Genomic DNA, 24554 nt, shown 5'->3' on the forward strand with positions numbered 1-24554 from the left:
TCTGAGGAGCTGGGTTATGAGCATAGATCTTAGCCAGTTTTTTGAGGTATTTTTCGAAGAGAGCTTTGAAGGCCTTGATGCGATGGAATCTGAGTTACTTAACTTAGAGCCAGGGAAAGTGGATAGCGAAACGATCAATACCATATTTAGGGCTGCACATTCGATTAAAGGTGGTAGTGGCACATTCGGTTTTACGTCTGTATCAGATTTCACACATGTGCTTGAAACCTTGCTTGACCAAGTTCGCGATGGACAGCGTAATTTGACCACTGAGCATGTCAACTTACTCTTAAAGTCAGTGGATTGCTTGAGAACATTATTACGGGCATTACAGGCTGAACAAGAACCAGATCTAGCTGAAGCCAATGAACTACGTGAAAAGTTTGAAGAAATATTGGGCATAGCTGAAGCGCCAGCGACCACTACTGAAAGTGAAAGCGCAACAGACTTGGCCGAAAGCACATATCAAATTGATTTTAAACCTAAGCCTCACTTATTTAAAACCGGCAATGAGCCCTTGTACATGATAGGTGAGCTGGGAGAGCTGGGAGACCTTGAGACGCAAGCCTTTCATGATGCTTTGCCTGATATTGAGCAACTGCATCCAGATGAATGCTTTTTAAGCTGGCGGTTTTTTCTTACGACGCATAAAGATCAAAAAGTCATTGAAGAGATCTTTGAGTGGGTTGAAGATGACGCTGAAATCATCATTGGTGTTTGTGGAGGGATATTTGATGGCGCATCAAGCTCTATAGAAAAACAAAACAATGAACAGCAAGGGGAAGTAGAGTCACCTGATAAACAAAGTAATGATTCACCAACATCTACTGCTTTGTCTAATCCAGCCGTGCCTAGTAAAGAAAGCAATAAAAAGGCCGAGGCGCAAAAAAACACCGAAACGTCTACCTCAATCCGCGTGGGCATCGACAAGGTTGACTCATTAATCAATATGGTTGGTGAGTTGGTGATAACTCAAGCTATGTTAAGTCAAATCGGCGAGCAAGAGGTCACTGAATCGACTATAACAGCCTTGCAAGAAGGGCTTGCTCAATTGGCACACAATACAAGAGATTTACAAGAGAATGTAATGCGCATTCGTATGTTGCCAATCAGCTTTGTGTTTAGCCGCTTCCCTCGTTTAGTAAGAGATATCTCTCAAAAACTTAATAAACAAGTTGAGCTTAAATTGCTTGGTGAGCAAACTGAGTTAGACAAAACGGTGATGGAAAAAATTTCTGATCCCATGGTACACCTAGTGAGAAACTCACTTGATCATGGTTTGGAGACGCCAGAAGAAAGAATCGCGGCCGGAAAAGATCCAGTGGGGACAGTGACACTCAACGCATTCCACCAAGGCGGTAACATCGTTATTGAAATAATGGACGATGGTCAGGGATTAAATACTGAGAAAATTCGCAGAAAAGCCATCGCCAATGGGCTAGTTCAAGAGCATGACGAGCTATCTGCTGATGAAATTAACGAGCTTATTTTTATGCCTGGGTTTTCCACAGCTGATGAGGTCAGTGACATATCAGGTAGAGGCGTTGGTATGGATGTGGTAAGACGAAATATTCAGGCACTAAACGGCTCGGTTGAAGTTGCTTCAGCCAAAGGTGCTGGCTCTACCTTCACAATTCGATTGCCGCTTACTTTGGCGATTCTAGATGGGCAATTAGTTCAAGTCGCTGAGCACACCTATATTATCCCACTGATCTCTATCGTTGAATCGTTGCAAATAGACATAACGAAAGTAAGTCGGGTAGGGAAAGACTTAGATGTATTGAGGCTCAGAGACGAATATATCCCAATTCTGCGCCTTTACGACATTTTTAATCACCACGGTGCAATTGAAGAATTGGACAAGACCTTACTCGTGGTTGTTGAAAGTGACAATCATAAAGTGGGTATTCTTGTTGATGATCTTTTGGCTCAGCAACAGGTTGTGATTAAAAGTTTAGAAGCTAACTATCAAAAAGTAGATGGTATCTCAGGTGCCACAATACTTGGAGATGGAAGAGTTTCTTTGATCGTTGATATCTCTGGGTTAATTAAATTAAGCGGGTTAAAACGCCCAGGCACTCAAGAGTTGTTGGTAGAGCAGCAAGGAAATGAGGTGGCTTAATGAGCGAACACATAGGACTAAATCAACAGTTGAGTCTGGGGAAGCAGCAGGATGAAAATCAGTACCTTACTTTCATGATGGCTGGTGAAGAATATGGCCTAGATATTCTAGCTGTACAGGAGATCCGTGGGTGGGAGGATGTTACGGCCATACCAAATGCTCCAGATTTTGTTAAAGGCGCAATTAATTTGCGCGGGACAATTGTGCCTATTATTGATCTAAGACTTCGATTTGGTATTGCCAGTATTAGTTACGGGCCATTAACCGTGGTTATCGTTGTATCAGTACAAATCAGAGAACAGCAAAAGGTAATGGGTCTAGTCGTTGATGCTGTTTCAGATGTTTACAGTATTTCAGAAGAAAAGGCGAAAGATGTTCCAGACTTTCAAGATTCTGATAATGGGCAGTATGTACATGGGTTAGTCAATGTGGGCGAAAAAATGGTGGTTTTGCTTAACTTAGCAAAAGTGCTTGACCTGAGTGTGAAGCAAGTTGCACAAGGTTGAAATTAAAGGAAAAGGTGAGAGCATGCAAAGTGAAATCAATAATAAGTTATTAATTATTGCAGTAGTACTGGTGGCTGCCATAATCGGTGCTTTCCAGTTATCGGGGGTAGTGATAAGTGCTGAGAATGGCTTAGTGATCGGTTTCCCCGTCATTGTTACGCTTGGTACCATATTGTACCTAAAGCAATTTCTTGACGGTTTAACTCGTAAGCTTGTCTGCCTGAATGCAGCTATCCCTTATCTTCGCTTGACTGACAAAGATATGATTTCTAGGTTAGACCTCAGTGCGTTACCAGAGTTAGCGCGAGTGGCATATGTAGAAGAGAACAGGAATGAGGGGGAAGATAAAAATCATATTGAAAGCTTACTGAATGCACTTCACACCTGCCAGGCTAACATCATGATGGCTGATTCTAACTTAAATATTACATATCTAAACGAATCAGTTAAAAAAATGCTCAAAACCAACGAAACTCGTTTGAGGGAAAGCCTTCCTAATTTTAATGTTGATACTTTGATAGGTACCAATATTGACGAATTTCATCAAAACCCTGCACATCAAAGAGGCTTGTTGGCAACACTAAATCGAGTGTATACCACGCAAATTAATGTGGCCGGTTTGACTTTTGATCTGATAGCTACACCTGTGTTTAATTCTGATAATGAACGTACAGCGACTTTGGTTGAATGGAAAGATGTCACTGAAAAACTCGCTTTTGAACAAGAGCAAGCTGCGCTGGCCGCAAACAACGCTAGAATAACAAGCGCACTTGATGTGTGTCAGGCCAATGTCATGTTGGCTGATGAAGATTGTAATATTGTGTATGCAAATCACTCCGTGCTCGAAATGTTAAGTGAAAATCAAGCGCAGCTTCGCCAAGCATTGCCTAACTTTGATGCTAAGAAACTGATCGGTGAGTGCATTGATGTTTTCCATGTTAACCCAAGCCATCAACGCAAATTGCTTGATGGACTAACAGATACTTATAAAACGGATATTAAAGTAGCGGGGTTCACATTTGGCTTGATTGCAACCCCGGTGTTCGATGATCAAGATAATCGCTTAGGCACCGTGGTTGAATGGGATGATAAAACAGAACGTTTGGAGCAGGAGCGTAAAGAGCGAGAAGCCGCTTATGAAAACTTACGCGTGAAGCGTGCGCTTGATAATGTTGCTACCAATACCATGATTGCAAACCATGAGCATAATATTGTTTATATGAACGATGCCGTGCAACAGATGATGCGAAATGCTGAAAGTGACTTGCGCAAAGATTTGCCTCAGTTTGATGCAAGCGCCTTAATTGGCTCAAATATAGATGTCTTCCATAAAAACCCAGCTCACCAAAGAGGCTTATTAGCGAAGCTAACAAATACATACAGCACTGAAATTGTCGTTGGTGGTCGTACCTTCGGCCTAATCGCAAATCCGATACTCAATGATGAGGGAGAGAGAATTGGCACTGTTGTTGAGTGGAATGATAGAACAAATGAAGTTGCCATTGAAAAAGAGCTGAATGATTTAATTGCCTCAGCTGGTGGTGGTAATTTAAGTGCTCGCTTGAGCGAACAAGGTAAGGACGGATTCTACTTGCGATTGGCGAAGGGACTTAATGAATTAGTCAGTATGGTTGACGATGCGGTATCCGATACTGCTCAGATGCTTGATGCTTTAGCGAATGGTAATTTAACCCAGCGTATTACAGGTGAATATGAAGGGGCGTTTGATAAATTAAAACGAGATGCCAATAGCACTGCAGATAAGCTCACCGAAGTGATCAATAAGATCAGCGCATCTGCTGGGTTAGTTGCCAGCGGTGCTGAAGAAATTTCCCAAGGCAATGCAGATTTGAGTCAGCGAACTGAAGAGCAAGCTTCGTCACTTGAAGAAACCGCATCAAGTATGGAGCAAATGACCAGTACTGTTAAACAGAATGCCGATAATGCAAAAGTAGCAAATGGCTTGGCGGAAGAAACATGTGATAAGGCAATTCTTGGTGGAGAAGTGGTAAGCCGTGCTGTTGAAAGTATGTCTGCTATCAATGAATCGAGTAAGAAGATTGCAGATATTATTGGTGTTATTGATGAGATTGCCTTTCAAACTAACTTATTAGCGCTAAATGCGGCGGTAGAAGCTGCGAGAGCGGGAGAGCAAGGTCGTGGTTTTGCGGTTGTTGCCGGAGAGGTAAGAAACCTTGCGCAACGTTCAGCTGGCGCAGCGAAAGAGATCAAGGATTTAATTAGAGACAGTGTTGGCAAAGTAGAAGATGGCACATTACTGGTTAATGAATCTGGTTCGACGTTAAAGGATATTGTTGCATCAGTAAAACGTGTGACAGAAATGATATCTGACATAGCAGAAGCGTCTGTTGAGCAAAGCTCAGGTATTGAACAGGTGAACAAAGCGGTTGCGCAAATGGACGAAATGACTCAACAAAATGCTGCACTTGTGGAACAAGCATCAGCTGCCGGAGAGTCTATGGCTGAGCAAGCAAATGACATGCGTAAATTGTTGCATTTCTTCATCGTTGATGAAGGTAGTGAGCAAACGATGTTGTCACCTCAGATGTCTAAAAATGGTGCCTATTCTAGTCCTGAATTAGCTAAAGCTAAAACTACACAAATGAATAAACTAGAGTCAAAGCCCGCGTCTATTGGTAACAAATTTTCTGATAGTTCCGAAGAGTGGGAAGAGTTCTAACCCTTTTAGTTGGCGGCTTTTAGCCGCCCCTTAATAGACACTTTAAGGGAATGGTATGAGAGAGTTCCTGTTTACTGACGATGATTTTACACAGCTATCAGAGCGTGTTTATCAGGCTTGCGGAATTGTATTAGGGCCCCACAAAAAAGAAATGGTCTATTCTCGTATTGCGCGCCGAATTAGAGCGAATCAACTGACGTCTTTTAAGCAGTATATAGAGCTTATTGATGATGATTCAGCGGGTGAATTTAGCAGCTTTATCAATGCAATAACCACAAACTTAACGTCTTTTTTTAGAGAAAAACATCATTTTGAGTATTTGTCTAATGTGCTTATAGGTCAGCTGATACAAAAAAATGCACATTCGAAAAGGATACGCATTTGGTCAGCTGGGTGCTCCACAGGGGAAGAACCCTATAGTATAGCAATGACGATTCAAGACCGCTTTCCTAGAGGGTGGGATGTTAAAATTCTTGCCACAGATTTAGACTCAAGTGTACTTGCTAAGGCCCAAGAGGGTGTATACAGTGCCCGCAACATAACCGGCTTAGAGCAGCAGGGGTTAAAGAAATGGTTTTTAAAAAGTGCAAGTGGTGAGTCGTATAAAGTAAAGCCCGCACTTCAATCTATGATCTCATTTAAGCGCCTTAATTTGCTTGAAAACTGGCCCATGAAAGGCCCGTTTGACCTAATATTCTGTCGAAATGTGCTTATTTACTTTGATAAAGACACAAAAGATAAACTGTTTTTAGGGTATCACAGAATATTAGCTCCAGGCGGTCACTTATTTATTGGCCACTCAGAGACGATGGGTAAAGAGCACACTGAATTTAAAAACTTAGGAAAAACAATGTATCAAAAGGTGTCTTATGAATAGGGAGTTGGCACCTGTCATCGCAGGATTTGAACATGTAAAGCGATTTTGGGATTCTGGTCGCTCAGCGGTGATAGCTAAAGTTTTACCTGGTGAGTTTTACGTGTCTAAAAATGACGAATATATTTCGACTGTTTTAGGCTCGTGCATAGCGGCGTGTATTTATGATGAGGTTCGGGGGATTGGAGGGATGAACCATTTTATGCTACCCGGTGCAAAAGACATCAAAGATGTTCATGCCGATGATCTGAATTGCCGTTATGGAAATTGGGCAATGGAATATCTAATAAATGAGGTGATAAAAAATGGAGCTGCGCGAGCAAACTTAAAAATTAAGCTATTCGGTGGAGGCAAGATTATACGTAGTATGACGGATATTGGCGTTGGAAACATCCGATTTGCCAATGCGTACGTGCAAGAAGAAGGTTTGAATTTAGTTTCTCATGATGTGGGGGGACCTTGGCCCAGAAAGGTGATGTTTCATCCACAAACAGGTAAAGCGCAAGTAAAAAAACTTAGAGAAATGCATAATGATACTATCGAGAAACGTGAAGTGCGTTATTTACACGATATTGAGGCTCAAGATGCTAAAACTGATATTGAGTTGTTTTAGGGGTGAGCATGATCAAAGTATTAATCGTTGATGATTCTCCACTGATAAGGGGGCTGCTTACTGAAATATTGAATCAAGCACCTGATATTAAAGTCGTTGGGGCGGCAGCTGATCCATACCAAGCAAGAGAAATGATAAAGTCTTTAAACCCTGACGTGCTTACGTTAGATATAGAGATGCCTAAAATGGATGGGATTAGCTTTTTACGTAACTTAATGCGGTTGCGACCGATGCCTGTGGTAATGATATCAACTTTAACTCAACAAGGTTCCCCTGCAACCATTGAAGCGCTAGAAATTGGGGCTGTCGATTTCATCGCTAAGCCTACCTCAGATGTCACAGGTCAGCTAAAAGGATATACGCAATCTGTACATGAAAAAGTGCGAATTGCAGCTAAAGCACGAATACGCTCATACAAAGTCCTAACGAGTCAGTCTAGTCCCACTAAAATAAAAAATATAGAGTTTAAAAGTGGCTCTGTTTTAGCTATTGGTGCATCAACCGGTGGGACAGAAGCAATCAAGGAAGTATTGATAAGACTACCCAGTAACGCTCCACCAGTTGTGGTTACTCAGCATATACCTCCTATTTTTAGTGCGTCATTTGCACTAAGAATGGATCGGTGTTGTGTCGTCAAGGTAAAAGAAGCTCAGACGGGGGATGAACTTTTATCTGGGCATGTATTTATTGCCCCAGGTGACAAACATCTAATTGTTGTAAAAAAAGGCACGAAGTTGTTTTGTGAGTTGGCAGACTCCGAGCCTGTAAACAGGCATAAGCCTGCGGTAGATGTATTGTTCGACTCACTGTTGCCGTTGGGTCGTGCTGTGTATGCTGCTTTGCTCACCGGTATGGGTAGTGATGGTGCTAAAGGGATGTTGCGGTTGCGCCAAGCAGGAGCTTATACGGTTGCTCAGGATGAGAAAACATCAGTTGTTTGGGGGATGCCACGTGCAGCGATAGAATTACAAGCTGCGTGCGATGTGGCTCCTTTACAAGAGGTGACCAATACCTTATTAACTGCATGTAAAAAATAAGAGGGCTAAGGGGTAGTCACTACCCAAGGTTGTGAAAACCAGTAAAACTGTTTACTTTTTCCAGTTTTTAACGGTGCAGTACAGTTATAGCGAGAGCGCCCTGTAGGAAGCTGTTCTTTTGCTCTTATGCTGACTGTGTTTAGCGCAAGCCATTTAGTATTCGCGACACCTTGCCCTGAAACATAGCAAGTAAACTGATGTTGAGAAAAATCGACACTTTCAAAATCAATTGTTAGCTCTGGCTGGTGGTTTGTAGTCACTGAGTTCTGATAGCTGAGCTTTTTTATTGCAAATGGATGAGCGTGAAGCTTTACACTCAGTGTAGACAGTGCGGCGTAAACTCCTGAAGCGGGAAAGCGGGGCACACGTGTAAAGTCTGTATGTTTACCTACCGCACCAGAATGTTGACCAATGCCGATGAAGCCTAAAGAACGAACAAGTTGTTGCAGTTCAGTACTAAATTCGCCATAAGGATAGGCTAACAATTTGGTGTTGTGACCGATTTCTGAGGCAATTCGTCCTTCTGACCAAGTGATATCTTGTGCGACTCTTTTATGCCACTGCTCCTTAGTTTCATTGTCCAAGTGCAAATGCAGGTAATCATGTTTCGCACTGTGGTTTGCGATGAGCGCGCCTTTATTAGCTAAGCGTCTTAGCTGTTCCCAGCTCATCAGATAATGCTGCTTCTCATCAATGAGTTTCGGGTTAACAAATATAGTGTAAGGAAATCCAAACATCTCTAGTATCGGCGCAGCTTGTTCTATGTTGTTGTCATAGCCATCATCAAAAGTGATGGCGACGCTTTTAGGAGGCAGAGTTTGACCCGCTTGCAATGCTTGTAGCATTTTGTCCAGAGCCATGACATTAAAGTTGCCTTCCTTTAAATAACTCATATGCTCAGTAAACTGCTGTGAACTAATCGAAGTGACAGGAGGCAACTTTTCGCTGACATGATGATATTGTAGTATCACGGCTGCATCCGCAAATGTTACCTTTAATAAAAAGAACAGAGTGAATAAATGAAGCAGTTTTTTAGCCATTATAAATCTTACCACCTGAGTCTATTGTTATTGGCTGGACCCATGATCTTATCAAATATCTCAGTGCCACTACTAGGGTTGGTTGATACAGCGGTTATTGGACATATGTCTTCGGCACACTATTTAGCAGGTATTGCGCTTGGTGCGAGCAGTATTTCAGTGTTATTTTGGCTTGCGAGCTTTTTAAGGATGAGTACAACGGGTGTAATCGCCCAGGCCTTTGGCAGTAAGGACAGTAAGAAGCTGACTTTTCTGTTGCAAAGCAGCCTCGTTTTAGCGCTTGGCTTTTCCCTCATAATTATACTAATACAACCAATTTTACTCAGCGCGATAGAGTATTTGTCTGGCGCTAAAGCGCAAGTCGTTGCACAAGCTCACTTATATTTCTCGGTACGAATTTATAGTGCTCCAGCCGCGGTGTGTAACCTTGTCTTACTTGGTTTTATGTTAGGAATGCATTACGGGAAAGGGCCTTTCTACCTAGTTTTGGTCACAAACCTGATAAACATTGTATTAGATATTTGGTTTGTTGTAGGACTAGAGTGGGGAGTAACAGGCGCGGCTTGGGCATCGTTGATAGCTGACTATTGTGCTTTGGCGTTTGCTTTGTATATGGTAAAGAGGCTGTTTATAGTCAATCAAATTACTTGGGTATGGCATGCGCCTAAGAGCACTGAAATATCCAAATTACTCACCTTGAATCGAGACATTTTTTTGCGTTCATTGTTACTGCAGTTGTGCTTTAGTTTTATGACTTTTTATGGGGCACGACTGGGTGAACTTACTTTGGCGGCCAACGCTGTACTACTTAACTTTTTGATGCTTGTTAGTTTTGCTCTGGATGGGATTGCTTATGCTGCAGAAGCAAAAGTGGGTCATGCTAAGGGGCAGCAAGATAAAAGAAAAGTGCAACTTTGGGTGAACCTTAGTCTATTTTGGGGAGGCGCATTTGCTTTATTATATACTTTGATTTTTGCAGCTTTTGGTAATGAAATTATTACGTTACTGACCGATATCCCTGAAGTTATCTCACATGCTCAAAGTTATTTACCTTGGCTTATCGCATTACCGATTATCGCGATGGGGTGCTTTTTATTTGACGGGGTTTTTGTCGGATTAACGCGTGCTAAAGAAATGCGTAATAGTATGTTGTTATCAACCACTTTTGGGTTCTTTTTACCCTTGCTACTGGCAACAGCATGGCAAAACCATGGGTTATGGTTTGCGATGACCTGTTTTATGGCACTCAGGGGTATTAGTTTATTCTATCGTTATCGTCAGCTTTGTCGTCAGGGGACATTGTTACAATGATTTGCGCGAAGCGGTTGGCAAAGATCCCTATATAGCCCCATAGAGCAAAAAACACGGCTGGTACAAGTAAGACTAGCCCGAACAGTTGTGCCATAGGGTGCTGATAATAGCCATAGCCAATGGCACTGACTGCTGCGATGAAAAGCCCCAAACCAATCAAAAATCGTTTGAGGCTTAATTTAGGCTGTTGACCTAATCTATAAATAAGCTGTTTTAGCATCGCTTAGTAATATGAATGTTCACCTGATTGGTGTTCTGTAATGTCTTTAACACCAGTGATCTCGTCAAACTTAGCGATCATTTCTTTCTCGATGCCTTCTTTTAGCGTGACATCAATCATTGAGCAACCATTACAACCACCACCGAATTGAACAACAGCAATACCGTCAGCTGTAATTTCAACAAGGCTTACTTGGCCACCGTGGTTAGCCAACTGAGGGTTAACCTCAGTGGTCAGCATATGCTCTACTTGTTCGTGTAATGATGCATTCTCACTAAGCTTCTTAGCTTTTGCGTTTGGCGCCTTTAGTGTTAGTTGAGTGCCCATTTTATCTGTTACAAAATCAATCTCTGCTTCTTCTAAAAATGGTGCACTCTCGCTGTCGACTACGGCGTCAAAGCCATTAAACGGTAAACGAATATCTGTGTCTTCAACAGCATCCGCAGGACAATAAGAGACGCCACATTCGGCTTGTGATGTGCCTGGATTTACAACAAATACGCGAATGTTGGTACCAGCAGCTTGATCTGACAGTAGTTTTGCAAAATGCGTTTGGGCTGATTCTGATATTGTGATCATAATTCTGACTATACTTGACTAAATTACTCGGATAAAGCCTATGATACTCCCCTCATCGTATTGTCGCTAGTGTTGAACGTAAAAATTTGGCACGGTGGTTTAGCCCTGCTAGCGTGTCTTCATCATTTATAACGAGGTTGCCTTTACTATGCGCTTTATTTTTATTGCTGTTTTGGTTGGATTACAGAGTTTGCTTGCGGTTGCTGCGCAACCGTTAGATTATTATTTTTCTGACACTCTCAAGTTCGACCCCAATATAACCAAACCCAGTGAGGTGCTAGGTTATGAAGTGGGTGAGTGGCATGTGAGACATGATCAACTTGTGCAGTACTTGCATGTATTGGCCAAACAAAGTGATCGCATTCAAATCGAAACAATTGGATATAGTCATGAGAAGCGACCTTTATTGTTATTGACAATTAGTAATAAAAAGCAGTTAGAAAATATCAATGCGATACGTAACGAGCATATCGATAGACTTGATTCAAAAGAGCAACGAAAATCTGGGCCTGCCATCGTGTGGATGGGATATAGCGTACATGGAAATGAGTCGTCAGGAAGTAACGCTGCGATGTTGGTGGCCTACTATTTAGCAGCCGCTCAAGGAGAAAAAATAGACAACCTGCTTGCTAATACGGTTATTTTGTTAGATCCCTCACTCAACCCAGATGGTTTAGCAAGATTTGCACAGTGGGCGAATAGTAACCGAGGTGTTGTTTTATCACCAGATCCTATGCACAGAGAGCATGTTGAGACTTGGCCATCGGGGCGCACTAATCATTACTATTTTGATTTAAATAGAGATTGGTTATTACTACAACATCCAGAATCAAGGGCGAGAGTTGCACAGTTTCACAAGTGGAAGCCTAATGTGTTAACCGATTTTCATGAAATGGGGCCTAATAGCACTTACTTCTTTCAGCCAGGGATCCCTTCTCGCACACACCCTTTAACGCCTAACAAAAACGTCGAATTAACAAATGAACTGGCGAAGTTTCATGCACAAGCACTAGATGATCAAAAGCAACTCTATTTTACGCAAGAGAGCTTTGATGACTTTTATTACGGAAAGGGCTCTACGTATCCAGATATCAACGGTGCGGTTGGTATACTATTTGAGCAGGCAAGTAGTCGAGGGCATGTTCAAAACACCATCAATGGGGTGCTTGATTTTTCGCAAACGATAAAGAATCAGCTGACAACCAGCTTATCTACTTTTGACGGGGTGTTAAGGAATAAGCAAGCATTGCTTAATTATCAGCGTCAGTTTTATCAAACTGCTAAAAAGTTAGCAAAAGATGAAGGCTTTAAGGGGTATATCGTTTCTGCTGATGGAGATTATCAGAAGTTTTCTGCGTTTTTGGAGGTGTTAAAGCAGCATCATATTGAAGCTTATCCACTTCAGGATAATTATAAAGAATATACAGTAGGGGATGTATTTATCCCTTTAGAACAGCCGCAATATCGTTTATTGAAAGCGCTTTTCTCAGAACAAACAACGTTCAAAGACAATACATTTTATGATGTTTCAGGCTGGACTTTGGCGCATGCTTTTAACTTGCCTTTTGAAAAGCTCACGAGTACGCGTAATCTTAAGTTGGCAAACCAAATTTGGAGCCCATCACAAAACAAGCTGCGTGAAAACTTAGAGTCTGCATATGCATATGGCTTTACTTGGCATCAATTTAACGCCCCAAAGATGCTTAATTTTTTGCTGTCTCAAGGTATAAAAGCACGCGTTGCGTTAAGTGAGTTTACAGCAACAACTACAACCGGTACGTTGCAATTTGACTCTGGCAGCATTGTTATTCCAGCAGGCGCACAGAGTAAATCGCAATGGCTACAAGTATTAAATGATGCGAAGAATTATTTTGATATTGATGTAGCAGCAATTCAAAGTGGTTTAACTACACAAGGAATTGACTTAGGGTCTCGCTTTATGAGGCCTCTTAAAGCACCGAAAATATTACTTGTGGGAGGTGAAGGGGTTAGCCAATATGAGGTAGGTGAGGTGTGGTACCACTTAGATAGACACCTCGCCATAGCACCTACTTTAGTGAAGCAAAGCAGGCTGTCGAGTGTAACGCTTGAGAATTACACGCACATTATAATGGTTGATGGTCGCTATGATCATTTTAATGATTCACTTACAGCGAAAATTAAAAGCTGGGTTAAGCATGGCGGTGTAATTTGGGGACATAAACGAGGTGCAAAGTGGTTGCTAGATAAGCAACTATTAAAAGCCAGCAGTGTCTCTAGGCAAGAGATGGCTGAGCAATTTGATACTTCGAATTTGACATACCAGGATCGTGACAAGTTATCGGCAAAGCAACGTATAGCAGGTGCTATATTTGCGACGCAAGTTGATTTGTCACATCCATTGAGTTTTGGCTTACAGCGCTCACTATTACCAGTATTTAAAAATAGTACTTGGTTATTAAAACCTACCCAGAAGCCATTTATAACAGTTGCAACCTATACTAAAAATCCGCTGATGGCGGGCTATAGCGCACCAGAAAATGTGGCAAAAATAGCTGAAAACGCGAGCTTAGTAGCACATCGCTATGGTCAAGGAAGTGTCATTGCAATGACCGATAACCCTGTATTTAGGGGATATTGGTATGGTACGAGTAAAGTACTAAATAACGCTTTGTTTTTTGGTGCACTACTTACCGAGCAAGGGCGTTAAGCTGGTTGCAAATGCCCAAACTTTAGCAGCGCCAGCGTCTAAGCAGGTTTGCGCTGCGGCATCCATCGTACTACCCGTAGTAATAACATCGTCGATAATGGCGATGTTTTTTCCTTGAATACAGTGTGACAAGCTAAAAGCGTCTTTTAAATTACGTTTTCGTTGAGCCCTAGAAAGAGTGCTTTGCGCCTTAGTGGCTCTTACTCTGAACAATGCCTCGCTGACATTGCTGTGTTTTTTTAGTACAGGTGACCAAGTTTGTGAAACCTGGTTGTATCCTCGTGTCACATATCGAGTTTGCGACAATGGGATAAACAAATAGAGATCGGGATTAAACCCGCCATACTGCCAAAAGCGCTGCATTTGATAGTTGATCAGTTGCATTAGGATTCGCTTTATATAGGTTTGTTTATGAAACTTATATTGGCTTAGCCAATATTGCAGCCAACCCTGATACCAACCACAGGCAAAAAGCCCATCACAGTATTTTAATGATATGACTCTGGTGACGTCAGGCCGATGTAACAAGTTACTTTGTTTGGGGCAAAAAAAAGGAAAGGTGACTAAGCAGCATTCACATAAACTAAGTTTATGATTAATCGTATTTTGGCAACACGCACACCTTGGCGTAAAGATCCAATCTAGTAGCATCACAAGTCCATTCGTTACTTTCGTGTTTTAAGGCGTTATCATTACCACAATTTTGGTTGAGAGTAATAATAATGCAAGGTGAGTTAGTTTTTTTACATGGATGGGGAATGAATAAAGCAGTTTGGCAGCTTTGTATTGAGGAACTAAAAGAAAGCTATAAAGGACCAATCAAAAGCGTGAATCTACCCGGTTTTGGAGGGGCGAATGTGCCAAATGGTGAGTATACTTTAGCATCTGCAACACAATTGCTTGGTGAGCAAATTAGTGACAATAGTACGATAGTTGCTTGGTCCCTAGCAGGACTATTTGCTTTGAAGTTAGCAGAGCTTTATCCCACAAAAGTATCTAAAATTGTACTTGTGGCTTCTTCGCCTTGTTTTGTAGAAGCACTGGACTGGGAAGGAATTAATGAGCAAGTGCTCAATGACTTTAGTGAGCAGTTACAAAATAATACAACAAAAACGATAGAGCGTTTTTTAGCGATACAAGCGATGGGAAGTGAACGTGCAAAAGAGGATATAAAAACTTTACGTGCGTTATTAAAAGCCCAGCCTGCAGCAAATGAAAATGCCCTAAGTGTTGGTCTGGAGCTTTTGAAAAGTCAGGACTTACGCACTTTATTTAGTCGTTTGTCATTACCGATATACGGCATTTTTGGACGTTTAGATACGTTAGTCCCAAGGCAAGTTCCTGCTCGGCTAGCTGATTTAAATCCACTCTTCAGTTATGAAATAATCGCAAAAGCATCCCATGCGCCTTTTATTTCTCATCGGCAGTCATTTTTATCCTACCTAAAATCAATACTTTAAATCTAACTCTTTAGGATGGTGGTTTTTTTAATGGTTCATACTTTATTTTTACTGATTTTTGCGCAATAATTAACCATGTGTATTTGTATCGGGAGAACTATATGCCTATAGGTGACGTGTTAAACACTGGCTTAGAAGGGTTCAATAGAGCTAGCCAAGGTGTTGAGCGTGCGAGTGCTGAGATTAATCGCGCTACAGTGCAAAATCAAACTGACGAGCAACAAGCCCAGCAGCGTCAACTTTCGGCTGCAGGTTCTAATGAAGCATCAACGGCACCAGTATCCCAGCCCGCGAGACTTGATGAGTCTTTGGTGAACTTAAAAGTTGAAGAATTTAACGCCAAGGCAAATACACAAACAATTCGAACTGCTGACGAAGTTTTGGGAACTTTAATAGATATAAAAGTTTAATGTTTTAGTATGTTATGAACATTGTAACGCCACCACCGGCGATGAATCTGAACACCGCAAACGTCTACACCGAAACGGCTAGGCGAGACAATCAGGTGCGCGAAATTATTCCCAAGCCACCTTCGTCTGCAGCTAGCTTCACTGAGCTTAAAAGTGCAAACGAGGGTGATAAGACCAAAGCAAACTCCCCTGATGATTCACCTCTATACAGCTCTACAGCACAATCGAGCAAAAATAAAACGATAGAGGAAAAAGATCAGGAAGGCCGTCAGCAAGGTCAACAAAATGACGGTGAAGAGCAAGATACTCGCTCTGAAAATGAAGAAAAAGCACAACAGCAAGAAGTTCAAGAGCTCAAAGCGCGAGATCAAGAAGTTCGATTACATGAACAAGCGCATGCGCGAGTTGGTGGGCAATATGCAGGCTCACCGAGTTATGAGTATCAAAGAGGACCTGATGGCAATAATTATGCTGTTGGGGGAGAGGTTATGATCGATGTTGCGGAGGTCCCAGGTGATCCCCGAGAAACTATCGACAAAATGCAAACAGTAAGAGCTGCTGCGCTAGCGCCCGCTGAGCCCTCAGGGGCTGATAGAGCAATAGCAGCTGATGCGACGCAAAAACTCGCTGCGGCTCAGGCTGAGTTAGCGCAGCAACAAATTAGCGGCGATGAAGAGCAAAATAAATCGAGTATAGGTACTTATCAAACACGCCGTTTAAGAGACTCAGAGGATGACGAAGAGCAAGTTGTACAGGGAGAGAGAGCGCGCTTGAAAGACGAAGCTGATCCATATGCAGTTGCATTGCCAATCGAAAGGGATCCGCAAATTCAAGCTAGAGCACTTAGGATCAGTGATTTTTATCAACATATTGCGGTACCAAACAAGTCATCTTCGTTATCATTAAGTGTTTAAAGTACCCCTTAATAGATAGAACAAAAGCGCAAAGCGATAAAAAAGCCGCATCGGTTGATGCGGCTTTTTTATTACTTTTTCAACTTGGCAAATGCTTCAGCAAAAGCGTTACCCATCGCAGCATTACCGGTATCCCTTTTGGGTTTGGGTTTATTGGTAGCCTTTGAAGATGAAGACTTTTGAACATTTGATGTAGGTTGTTGCGATTTTGGTGCGCTATGTATCTCATCATCTAAACGCATTGTGAAGCTAATACGTTTTCGAGCGGCATCCACTTCAATCACTTTAACTTTAACTATGTCGCCCGCTTTTACGATTTCTCTAGGATCAGAAATAAACTTATTTGTGATTGCTGAAATGTGCACTAAACCATCTTGATGCACACCAACATCGACAAATGCACCAAAATTAGCCACGTTAGAAACAACCCCCTCTAAAATCATGCCTACTTTAAGGTCGTTTATGGTTTCTACACCAGCTTTAAATGTGGCTGTTTTAAATTCAGGGCGAGGATCTCGGCCTGGTTTATCTAGTTCTTTAATAATGTCAGTGACTGTAGGTAGACCAAATTTCTCACTGGTAAAATCATTAGCAACAAGCTTGTTAAGTAACTCAGTGTTACCAATAAGGCTCGACACTGAAATTTGTTTCACTTCGCATATCTGTTTTACAACAGGGTAAGCCTCAGGGTGAACAGCAGAGCTATCAAGCGGGTCTTTACCGTTGATGATTCTCAAGAAGCCTGCAGCTTGTTCAAATGCTTTAGGACCTAGTCGCTCTACTTTCTTTAATTGAACACGATTAGTGAAAGAGCCATGCTCATCACGGTATTTAACGATGTTTGTTGCCAGTGTTTTGTTTAACCCTGACACTCTGGTAAGCAAAGGAACTGACGCAGTATTTACATCTACACCAACTGAGTTTACACAGTCCTCTACTACAGAGGTAAGGCTTTGGCCTAACTGGCTTTGTGATACATCATGTTGATATTGGCCTACACCGATAGATTTAGGCTCAATTTTTACCAGCTCAGCCAGTGGATCTTGCAAACGGCGAGCGATAGACACTGCACCTCGTAATGAAACATCCAAATCAGGGAATTCATTGGCCGCAAACTCAGATGCAGAGTAAACCGATGCCCCAGCTTCACTGACCATTATTTTATTAAGCTTTAACTCACTTGCTGCTTTGAGTAATTCGGCAACAAGTTTATCTGTTTCCCTAGAAGCTGTGCCATTACCAATTGCAACCAGCTCTACTTTGTATTGGCGACATACTTGTTCTAAGGTGCGCAGTGATTTGTCCCAATGATTTTGTGGCGCATGGGGATAAATCGTATTTGTTGCTAACAGCTTGCCTGTAGAGTCAACCACTGCCACTTTACAACCTGTACGTAGGCCAGGGTCGATCCCCATGGTTATGCGAGGTCCAGCTGGCGCAGCCATTAACAAGTCTTTAAGGTTTTTTGCAAACACATCGATTGCATCTGTTTCAGCGCGTTCACGCAGAGTACCTAAAAATTCATTTTCTAAATGCAAAGCAAGTTTTACTTTCCAGGCCCATTGCACAACACTCATAAGCCATTTACTGGCATTTGCAGTGCTGATGTTTAACTGATAGTGATCGGCGATCAGTTGTGCGCAAAATTGTTGTGGGTCTTCGACATCAGGTTCTGGGTTAATTGCCAGCTGTAGGACGCCTTCATTACGTGCTCTAAGCATTGCAAGTGCTCGATGAGAGGGCACTTTTGCTAGTTTTTCACTGTGTTCAAAGTAATCACGATACTTGCTACCAGCATCTTCTTTACCTGAAATCACTTTCGCTTCAAGCTGGCCATTTTGTTGAATGTGGCGACGGAATTTAGCCAGTAGTTTTGCATCTTCTGCAAAGCGCTCCATGAGAATAAATTTGGCGCCATCTAAAGCCGCCTTTTCATCTTCAACACCTTTGTCAGCATTGACAAACTCAGTTGCATAACGCTCGGGGTCTAGTTCGTGATCATTAAATAGTGCATCTGCTAGAGGTTCTAAACCTGCTTCAATAGCAATTTGGCCTTTGGTTCTGCGTTTTGGTTTGTAAGGCAGATAAAGATCTTCAAGTTCGGTTTTGCTTTGCGCATTGTTAATATCAGCTGCTAAGTTATCCGACAACTTACCTTGCTCGGAAATGGTATTTAAAATAAAAGCACGGCGCTCTTCTAATTCTCGTAAATAACCTAGACGTTGTTCAAGAAGACGTAACTGTGTGTCGTCAAGGCCTCCGGTTACTTCCTTACGATAACGTGCGATAAACGGCACTGTTGCACCTTCATCAAGCAAAGCTGTAGCAGCTATTACTTGTTGCTCTTTGGCGTTTAGCTCTTGGGCTAAACGAGCCGAGATGTTGCTCATGCAAAATCCTTATAAAGTTCAGTCATATACGCTCTTTTTACATGGTGAGCGAAAATAATTTGAATGATATCATAGCAGCTATGAAGAAGAACCTCAGCTGCTGTATTCAATGCTATTCACAAACCAGGTTTTGATACCTTCTGGTGTGCGAACGGTAAATTCATCATCTACTTGTTTGCCTAACAATGCCCTAGCCATAGGGGCATCAATTGAGATGTAGTCCTTACGCTCATAAATTTCATCGGGTCCAACAATACGAAAGTATTTAACTTCCCCCTGTTCATTTTCGATTTCGACCCAAGCGCCGAAGTATACTTTGCCCGCTTGCTGTTCTGAGTATTCTACTATTTTCAATTCTGGCAAACGCTTGCGTAAGTATCGTACTCGGCGATCTATTTGACGAAGCAATCGCTTATTAAATGTATAATCTGCATTTTCTGAGCGGTCACCTAAGCTTGCAGCCCAAGACACAATTTTGGTTACCTCTGGGCGCTTTTCATGCCACAGGTGGTCGTGTTCTTGTTGCAGTTGTCTGTACCCTTCAGGGGTGATCAGGTTGGTCTTCATATCTATGTATTTAGTCGATTTGATTGAATGCTCTACAGCTTATGCTAATAAACAGCCGCGGGTTTGTTCTCAATTTGTTCAATTACCATAAATTTGTAACTTTCAGTAACAAAAGTTCTTACAAGGTATGGTGTCTAGTTTGCTGTTTTTCAATTATATTAGGTTAAAGTGTTTTATAACAAGAAGAACATAGTATGGGAAATGAAACCACTAAGGTACTGGTTGTAGATGATGATATGCGTTTGCGCAGCCTACTTGAACGTTACCTCGTTGAGCAAGGGTTTATTGTGCGTACGGCGGCAAATAGCGAACAGATGGATCGCTTGTTGGAGCGTGAAAACTTTCATTTAATGGTGCTTGATCTGATGTTACCTGGCGAAGATGGCTTGTCTATTTGTCGCCGATTACGACAAAAAGAAAATGAAATTCCCATTGTTATGCTTACAGCTAAAGGCGATGAGGTAGATCGTATCATTGGCTTAGAGCTAGGGGCTGATGATTATATTCCAAAACCATTTAATCCTCGCGAGCTGCTCGCTCGAATAAAAGCCATTTTACGCAGAAGGGCAAAAGAAGTGCCAGGAGCTCCGTCTGCAGAAGAAAACGAAGTTGCATTTGGTATTTTCAAGCTAAATTTAGCAACCAGAGAAATGCACAAAGGTGAGGAAGTTTTGTCTTTGACCAGCGGAGAGTTTGCCGTTCTAAAAGCGTTAGTGAGTCATCCTCGAGAGCCGCTAAGTCGAGATAAGTTAATGAATTTAGCGCGCGGACGTGATTACAGTGCTCTAGAACGAAGCATTGATGTACAGGTATCGCGCTTAAGACGAATGATCGAAGAAGACGCCGCTAACCCGCGCTATATCCAAACAGTGTGGGGCTTGGGATATGTGTTTGTACCTGATGGTCAAAAATAGCTAGCTTTTATGAGTTTATTTCCAAGAAGTGCCTTTGGGCAAACGGTGTTTTTTGTCGGGGCACTGCTGCTGTTAAATCAGATAGTCTCCTACATTACCGTCACACTTTATGTATTCAAGCCAACCTTCGAACAAGTTAACTTGATGCTAGCTAAGCAAGTTAAGACTGTTTTCATTGATTGGGAAAACGGGGGGGAGGTCAATGCTGAATTGTCGGAAAAGTTTTTCGAAATAACAGGCATTGAGGTGATGACACAGCGGCAGGCATATATCAATGGACTAGACCGAGCGAAAGAGTACAGTCTGTTGTCGAAAAGTATGTCGGAACAACTGAATGGTTCCGCACGTGTGCGCATTAGCCAAGGTGATCCAGTTGTCTATTGGGTAGAAGCGCCACAGGCACCAGGCTATTGGGTTAGAGTTCCTTTGACAGGACTAAGTGAAACCAAATTAGAGTTTCTCGTGTTTTATCTCTCAAGTATTGGCTTTTTAAGCGTATTGGGTGGATGGTGGTTTGCTCGCCACCTAAACAGGCCTTTGAAAGCGTTGCAAATGGCAGCTGGGCGCGTTGGCGTGGGGGACTTTTCTACTCGTTTAGTAGAGCGAGGTTCTACAGAAGTCATAGAAGTAACACGTGCTTTTAATCAAATGTCAAAAGGAATTGCTGAACTAGAGAACGATCGTAGGCTGCTGATGGCGGGGGTGTCTCATGATCTGCGTACGCCTCTGACTCGTATACGTCTAGCAACAGAAATGATGGCAGATGAAGAGGATTATTTAAAAGAAGGTATTATTGATGATATAGAAGATATGAACGCTATTATTGACCAGTTCATTGAATACCTTCGACATCATAACAGTGCAGAGATGTCTCCAGAGCACTTAAATGCGCTGGTTGAAGATGTGGTTCAAGCAGAGAAAAAGCATAAACGCACTATTCGCCTTTCAACGGCGGTAGAGGACCCTAGTGTATTGATGAATGCTGTAGCTTTAAAGCGTGTTTTGACCAATATGATAGAAAATGCCATACGCTATTCAGACGATGAAATTGAAGTTAGCACACACTACGAGCCCAAGGATAAAAATGTTGTCATTAAAGTCAAAGATCGAGGGCCCGGCATTCCTGAAAATGAGTTAGAAAGTGTGTTTGAACCATTTAAACAAGGTGATCAAGCGCGTGGTAGTGAAGGCAGTGGCTTAGGCTTGGCGATCATCAAGCGCATAGTGACGACCCATGGCGGTAAAGTTAGGCTCAAAAATAGACGTGAAGGGGGCCTCTGTGCGGAAGTTTTCTTGCCAGTACATAAGTCGTAGTCGCGTGACAGGTAATAAATAAAATGAACAAACTAGTAGTATTGGGAGCTGGTTGGCTTGGTAAACCTTTGTGCCTAATGGCGAAAGAAAAAGGTTGGCAAGTAGAAGGCACTCGGACGCGGCCAGCTCATGAAGAAGGATACGAGCGGGTTTTTTGCCTTACAAACGATAAATTACACAGCAATGTCTCTTTAGAAGATGCATGGTGGGTATGCGCAATTCCTCCACGTGCGAGACAAAAAGATAGTAACTACTTATCACTCCTCAATGAAGCGCTATCGCTTAGCAAAAAGTTGAACCGTAAGGGCTTTTTATTGTGCTCCAGTACTGGGGTTTATCCAAATGAAAATGGCAGGTATACAGAACAGTTTGATGTTCTTAGTAAGGATGTGAGCACTAGGCAAAATATCCTTGTGAGTGGCGAAAAACAGGTGCTGTCTGACGGGGGGAAGATACTTCGTTTGGCTGGATTGGTTGGCCCAAACAGAGAGCCAGGCCGCTTTGTTGCTGGTAAACAACTTTCCAGCTCGTCACAAGGCCTTGTGAACATGGTGCATCAGCAAGATGTGCTTAATGCAATTTTCTGTATTTTCGACAATTGGCTGCAAGCTGAAGATATTTACAATGTATGTCATCCAGAGCACCCAACACGGTTAAGTTACTATCAGGAAAAATGTGACAAGTGGGGCAGCCAAATGCCCATGTTCGCAAGTGATGAGCGAACTGAGCGAATTATCGATGGTAGCCGTATTAGTCAATTGGGTTTTAGCTATCAGTTTGATATATAAGGTGCAGATATTTTAGTTACAACTAGCATCAATCTCGACTTAGTAAGTGCGTTTGAATGTTAGATGGCCACCTAGGCGGTACTTACTGCCTGGGGATATTAATCTCGCGAAACTAACGATCCCCATTGACGACCAAGTTCGACGGATCACCTGCAAGCATGGCTCTTCATTAAATAAGCCCAGCCATTCGCACACTTCGGAATTAGGCATGATGGCTTCTACGGTATGCCTAGCTTCAGTTAATGGAGCGACTTTGGATAAATAGTCGTGAGGGGTCAAGGTATCGAAGTCCTGCTGTAGGTAGTCAGGCGCAAGTGCTGGATTAACAAATCGTTCCTCGACTTGAAGCGGCACATCATTTTCATTATGTAGCAGTACACTTCGGTACACTTGACTATCGATTTCAACACCCAGAGCAATGGCTATGGGCGCTAAAGCGGCAATAGATTCAAGAGATAAAATAGTACATGAATACAGATTATTTCGTTGCCGAACTTCATCGGCAATACTTTTTATCTCTAGTAGCGATGATTGTGATTTAAAGCTGGCAACGAAAGTGCCTAATCCTTGACTGCGAGTTAAGACTCCCGCATCGGTGAGTTCGCTTAGTGCACGGCGTGCTGTCATGCGACTAACGTTAAAATGATCGGCTAATTCATTTTCAGAAGGAACACGTTGATCTTCGAGCCAAATTCCTGCACGGATATTATTGATGATGTGCTGTTTAATTTGTGCAAATTTAGGAGCGGCATCAGTCATGTTAGTTACTCTGCTAGCAATCAATATTAATAAACATGGCATACCTATCTTGTATATACAAGCAAGCTTGCTACACTCGTAGCAATTTTATTATTTGATGAGGCCGTTATGCTTGAAGTAGATTTAGTTATCACCAATGTTAAGCTCGCCACCATGAACCCTGAGATACCTAATCCGTATGGTTTGGTGGAGCAGGGAGCCATTATGATAAAAAACGGTAAAATTGTTTGGGTGGGCCCACAAAGTGACATGCCACAATTTGATGCTTTAGCAACCCCTCTACATGACGGTAAAGGGCAACTAGTTACACCAGGGTTGATTGATTGTCACACACATATTTTGTTTGCTGGAAATCGTGCTACAGAATTTGAGCAGCGTTTGAATGGTGTTTCTTATCAGCAGATTGCGCAAAATGGAGGCGGAATTGCCAGTACGGTAAGGGCTACCCGCCAAGCAGATATGGAAAGCTTATTTGTTGCAGGTAAAACGCGTCTTAATAGTTTGCTGCGAGAGGGAGTTACTACGGTTGAAAGCAAGTCGGGTTACGGATTAGATTGCGAAAATGAAATAAAACTACTGGAAGTCAATAAGCTGCTTAATGAGCATCATCCCGTTGATATTCAAAGCACGTTTCTTGGTGCCCATGCTCTACCACCGGAGTATAAAGATAGCGCTGATGATTACATTGACTTGGTTTGCGAACAAATGTTGCCTTTAGTCGCTGAGCAAAATTTAGCGGTCGCTGTCGATGTCTTTTGCGAAAATGTTGGTTTCAGTTATGAGCAAACAAAAAAAGTATTCACCAAAGCGAAGCAATTAGGACTCAAAATTAAATGCCATGCGGAGCAGCTCTCTAATCAACATGGCAGTGAATTAGTTGCTGAATTTTCGGGTTTATCGGCAGATCATATCGAATACCTAGATGAACAAGGTGTTATCGCCATGGCAAAAGCTGGTACAACTGCTGTAGTTTTACCTGGCGCATTTTACTTTTTGAGAGAAACGCAGTTACCGCCGATTGAGTTGCTACGTAAACACCAAGTTCCTATGGCGATAGCCAGTGATTTCAACCCAGGAACTGCGCCGTTATGCTCACTTCGCTTAATGCTTAATATGGCTTGTACGCTATTTAGAATGACGCCACTTGAGGCGCTGCAAGGGGTGACAATTCATGCCGCAAAAGCGCTCGGATTAAACGACAGAGGCATGCTCAAAGAAGGTCTGCGAGCTGATATAGCACTTTGGGATATAGAGCACCCGGCACAATTAAGTTACCAATTTGGTGTGAGCGACCTGTCAAATTTATGGATCTCGGGTAAACTTATTCAGTATTAACAGACCTTAAA

22 protein-coding genes are annotated in these 24554 nt (G+C 42.3%); 15 read left to right on the forward strand and 7 right to left on the reverse strand.

The annotated features are described in order from the left end of the window. The first annotated feature begins 16 nt into the window (after positions 1 to 16). Genes HG263_RS19815 through HG263_RS19840 form a run of 6 tightly spaced genes read left to right on the forward strand, consistent with a single transcriptional unit; the run spans position 17 to position 7853 of the window. The gene (locus HG263_RS19815; protein ID WP_171627809.1) at positions 17 to 2122 is read left to right on the forward strand and encodes a chemotaxis protein CheA; all 2106 of its coding nucleotides are present in this window, start codon (positions 17 to 19) and stop codon (positions 2120 to 2122) included. Next, positions 2122 to 2628, forward strand: a complete 507-nt coding sequence (locus tag HG263_RS19820) for a chemotaxis protein CheW (protein WP_171627810.1) — start codon at positions 2122 to 2124, stop codon at positions 2626 to 2628. Before HG263_RS19815 ends, HG263_RS19820 begins: the two co-directional genes overlap by 1 nt. Positions 2629 to 2650: 22 nt before the next feature. After that, entirely contained in the window at positions 2651 to 5329 is a 2679-nt protein-coding gene (locus HG263_RS19825; protein WP_171627811.1) for a methyl-accepting chemotaxis protein, read from the forward strand. 55 nt (positions 5330 to 5384) lie between these two features. Then, complete coding sequence (locus tag HG263_RS19830; RefSeq protein WP_171627812.1) at positions 5385 to 6206, forward strand: CheR family methyltransferase; 822 nt, start codon at positions 5385 to 5387, stop codon at positions 6204 to 6206. Continuing rightward, positions 6199 to 6816 carry a chemoreceptor glutamine deamidase CheD gene (gene cheD / locus HG263_RS19835; RefSeq protein ID WP_171627813.1) on the forward strand — a complete coding sequence of 206 codons (618 nt, stop codon included), beginning with the start codon at positions 6199 to 6201 and terminating at the stop codon, positions 6814 to 6816. Before HG263_RS19830 ends, cheD begins: the two co-directional genes overlap by 8 nt. Positions 6817 to 6824: 8 nt before the next feature. After that, positions 6825 to 7853 (forward strand): protein-glutamate methylesterase/protein-glutamine glutaminase, encoded by a 1029-nt coding sequence (locus HG263_RS19840; protein ID WP_171627814.1) that lies wholly within the window; start codon positions 6825 to 6827, stop codon positions 7851 to 7853. 5 nt (positions 7854 to 7858) lie between these two features. On the opposite strand, the gene HG263_RS19845 is transcribed toward HG263_RS19840, so the two are convergent. Continuing rightward, on the reverse strand, positions 7859 to 8893 hold the full coding sequence (locus HG263_RS19845) for a polysaccharide deacetylase family protein (RefSeq protein WP_171627815.1): 1035 nt from the start codon (positions 8891 to 8893) through the stop codon (positions 7859 to 7861). A 42-nt stretch (positions 8894 to 8935) separates the two neighbouring features. Between HG263_RS19845 and dinF the strand changes: the two genes are divergently transcribed. Beyond that, positions 8936 to 10204, forward strand: coding sequence for an MATE family efflux transporter DinF (dinF, locus tag HG263_RS19850; protein ID WP_246240040.1), 1269 nt, complete (start codon positions 8936 to 8938; stop codon positions 10202 to 10204). On the opposite strand, the gene HG263_RS22485 is transcribed toward dinF, so the two are convergent. Both HG263_RS22485 and nfuA read right to left on the reverse strand, forming a co-directional pair. Further along, complete coding sequence (locus tag HG263_RS22485; RefSeq protein ID WP_246240041.1) at positions 10149 to 10424, reverse strand: hypothetical protein; 276 nt, start codon at positions 10422 to 10424, stop codon at positions 10149 to 10151. The two genes, dinF and HG263_RS22485, sit on opposite strands and share 56 nt — an antisense overlap. Positions 10425 to 10427: 3 nt before the next feature. Further along, entirely contained in the window at positions 10428 to 11003 is a 576-nt protein-coding gene (gene nfuA, locus HG263_RS19855) for a Fe-S biogenesis protein NfuA (RefSeq protein ID WP_171627817.1), read from the reverse strand. A 148-nt stretch (positions 11004 to 11151) separates the two neighbouring features. Here nfuA and HG263_RS19860 point away from each other — a divergent pair, with 148 nt between their 5' ends. After that, complete coding sequence (locus HG263_RS19860) at positions 11152 to 13692, forward strand: M14 metallopeptidase family protein (RefSeq protein WP_171627818.1); 2541 nt, start codon at positions 11152 to 11154, stop codon at positions 13690 to 13692. On the opposite strand, the gene HG263_RS19865 is transcribed toward HG263_RS19860, so the two are convergent. Continuing rightward, positions 13669 to 14076 (reverse strand): ComF family protein, encoded by a 408-nt coding sequence (locus tag HG263_RS19865; protein WP_171627819.1) that lies wholly within the window; start codon positions 14074 to 14076, stop codon positions 13669 to 13671. The two genes, HG263_RS19860 and HG263_RS19865, sit on opposite strands and share 24 nt — an antisense overlap. 338 nt (positions 14077 to 14414) lie before the next feature. Between HG263_RS19865 and bioH the strand changes: the two genes are divergently transcribed. The 3 genes from bioH to HG263_RS19880 all read left to right on the forward strand — a co-directional run bounded on the left by bioH (position 14415) and on the right by HG263_RS19880 (position 16476). Beyond that, positions 14415 to 15152 (forward strand): pimeloyl-ACP methyl ester esterase BioH, encoded by a 738-nt coding sequence (gene bioH / locus HG263_RS19870; RefSeq protein ID WP_171627820.1) that lies wholly within the window; start codon positions 14415 to 14417, stop codon positions 15150 to 15152. A gap of 101 nt (positions 15153 to 15253) precedes the next feature. Then, entirely contained in the window at positions 15254 to 15562 is a 309-nt protein-coding gene (locus HG263_RS19875) for a hypothetical protein (RefSeq protein ID WP_171627821.1), read from the forward strand. Positions 15563 to 15576: 14 nt separating this feature from the next. Next, positions 15577 to 16476, forward strand: coding sequence for a putative metalloprotease CJM1_0395 family protein (locus tag HG263_RS19880; RefSeq protein ID WP_171627822.1), 900 nt, complete (start codon positions 15577 to 15579; stop codon positions 16474 to 16476). Positions 16477 to 16547: 71 nt separating this feature from the next. Here HG263_RS19880 and HG263_RS19885 read toward each other — a convergent pair whose 3' ends face one another. Continuing rightward, a complete protein-coding gene (locus HG263_RS19885) occupies positions 16548 to 18866 on the reverse strand; it encodes a Tex family protein (protein WP_171627823.1) in 2319 nt (772 codons plus the stop codon). Positions 18867 to 18959: 93 nt separating this feature from the next. Continuing rightward, entirely contained in the window at positions 18960 to 19433 is a 474-nt protein-coding gene (greB, locus tag HG263_RS19890) for a transcription elongation factor GreB (protein WP_171627824.1), read from the reverse strand. Between the two features lie 194 nt (positions 19434 to 19627). On the opposite strand from greB, the gene ompR reads away from it, so the two are divergent. The 3 genes from ompR to HG263_RS19905 are packed head-to-tail and all read left to right on the forward strand — an operon-like array spanning position 19628 to position 22449. Then, positions 19628 to 20347, forward strand: coding sequence for an osmolarity response regulator transcription factor OmpR (gene ompR, locus HG263_RS19895; RefSeq protein WP_171627825.1), 720 nt, complete (start codon positions 19628 to 19630; stop codon positions 20345 to 20347). Between the two features lie 9 nt (positions 20348 to 20356). Continuing rightward, complete coding sequence (gene envZ / locus HG263_RS19900; protein WP_171627826.1) at positions 20357 to 21661, forward strand: two-component system sensor histidine kinase EnvZ; 1305 nt, start codon at positions 20357 to 20359, stop codon at positions 21659 to 21661. A 23-nt stretch (positions 21662 to 21684) separates the two neighbouring features. After that, positions 21685 to 22449 carry a Rossmann-fold NAD(P)-binding domain-containing protein gene (locus HG263_RS19905; RefSeq protein WP_171627827.1) on the forward strand — a complete coding sequence of 255 codons (765 nt, stop codon included), beginning with the start codon at positions 21685 to 21687 and terminating at the stop codon, positions 22447 to 22449. Between the two features lie 39 nt (positions 22450 to 22488). Here HG263_RS19905 and hutC read toward each other — a convergent pair whose 3' ends face one another. Next, positions 22489 to 23208 carry a histidine utilization transcriptional repressor HutC gene (gene hutC, locus HG263_RS19910; RefSeq protein WP_171627828.1) on the reverse strand — a complete coding sequence of 240 codons (720 nt, stop codon included), beginning with the start codon at positions 23206 to 23208 and terminating at the stop codon, positions 22489 to 22491. A gap of 108 nt (positions 23209 to 23316) precedes the next feature. On the opposite strand from hutC, the gene hutI reads away from it, so the two are divergent. Further along, positions 23317 to 24543, forward strand: coding sequence for an imidazolonepropionase (hutI, locus tag HG263_RS19915; RefSeq protein ID WP_171627829.1), 1227 nt, complete (start codon positions 23317 to 23319; stop codon positions 24541 to 24543). Positions 24544 to 24554 lie beyond the last annotated feature (11 nt).

It is taken from the genome of Pseudoalteromonas caenipelagi (genome assembly GCF_013140855.1).
GTDB classification, from domain to species: Bacteria; Pseudomonadota; Gammaproteobacteria; order Enterobacterales; family Alteromonadaceae; genus Pseudoalteromonas; species Pseudoalteromonas caenipelagi.

Bases quoted from the DNA above. Each gene is read 5' to 3' on its own strand.
- HG263_RS19815 (WP_171627809.1), top strand. From the start codon at position 17: ATGAGCATAGATCTTAGCCAGTTTTTTGAGGTATTTTTCGAAGAGAGC.
- HG263_RS19820 (WP_171627810.1), top strand. From the start codon at position 2,122: ATGAGCGAACACATAGGACTAAATCAACAGTTGAGTCTGGGGAAGCAG.
- HG263_RS19825 (WP_171627811.1), top strand. From the start codon at position 2,651: ATGCAAAGTGAAATCAATAATAAGTTATTAATTATTGCAGTAGTACTG.
- HG263_RS19830 (WP_171627812.1), top strand. From the start codon at position 5,385: ATGAGAGAGTTCCTGTTTACTGACGATGATTTTACACAGCTATCAGAG.
- cheD (WP_171627813.1), top strand. From the start codon at position 6,199: ATGAATAGGGAGTTGGCACCTGTCATCGCAGGATTTGAACATGTAAAG.
- HG263_RS19840 (WP_171627814.1), top strand. From the start codon at position 6,825: ATGATCAAAGTATTAATCGTTGATGATTCTCCACTGATAAGGGGGCTG.
- HG263_RS19845 (WP_171627815.1), bottom strand. From the start codon at position 8,893: ATGGCTAAAAAACTGCTTCATTTATTCACTCTGTTCTTTTTATTAAAG.
- dinF (WP_246240040.1), top strand. From the start codon at position 8,936: ATGATCTTATCAAATATCTCAGTGCCACTACTAGGGTTGGTTGATACA.
- HG263_RS22485 (WP_246240041.1), bottom strand. From the start codon at position 10,424: ATGCTAAAACAGCTTATTTATAGATTAGGTCAACAGCCTAAATTAAGC.
- nfuA (WP_171627817.1), bottom strand. From the start codon at position 11,003: ATGATCACAATATCAGAATCAGCCCAAACGCATTTTGCAAAACTACTG.
- HG263_RS19860 (WP_171627818.1), top strand. From the start codon at position 11,152: ATGCGCTTTATTTTTATTGCTGTTTTGGTTGGATTACAGAGTTTGCTT.
- HG263_RS19865 (WP_171627819.1), bottom strand. From the start codon at position 14,076: ATGCAACTGATCAACTATCAAATGCAGCGCTTTTGGCAGTATGGCGGG.
- bioH (WP_171627820.1), top strand. From the start codon at position 14,415: ATGCAAGGTGAGTTAGTTTTTTTACATGGATGGGGAATGAATAAAGCA.
- HG263_RS19875 (WP_171627821.1), top strand. From the start codon at position 15,254: ATGCCTATAGGTGACGTGTTAAACACTGGCTTAGAAGGGTTCAATAGA.
- HG263_RS19880 (WP_171627822.1), top strand. From the start codon at position 15,577: ATGAACATTGTAACGCCACCACCGGCGATGAATCTGAACACCGCAAAC.
- HG263_RS19885 (WP_171627823.1), bottom strand. From the start codon at position 18,866: ATGAGCAACATCTCGGCTCGTTTAGCCCAAGAGCTAAACGCCAAAGAG.
- greB (WP_171627824.1), bottom strand. From the start codon at position 19,433: ATGAAGACCAACCTGATCACCCCTGAAGGGTACAGACAACTGCAACAA.
- ompR (WP_171627825.1), top strand. From the start codon at position 19,628: ATGGGAAATGAAACCACTAAGGTACTGGTTGTAGATGATGATATGCGT.
- envZ (WP_171627826.1), top strand. From the start codon at position 20,357: ATGAGTTTATTTCCAAGAAGTGCCTTTGGGCAAACGGTGTTTTTTGTC.
- HG263_RS19905 (WP_171627827.1), top strand. From the start codon at position 21,685: ATGAACAAACTAGTAGTATTGGGAGCTGGTTGGCTTGGTAAACCTTTG.
- hutC (WP_171627828.1), bottom strand. From the start codon at position 23,208: ATGACTGATGCCGCTCCTAAATTTGCACAAATTAAACAGCACATCATC.
- hutI (WP_171627829.1), top strand. From the start codon at position 23,317: ATGCTTGAAGTAGATTTAGTTATCACCAATGTTAAGCTCGCCACCATG.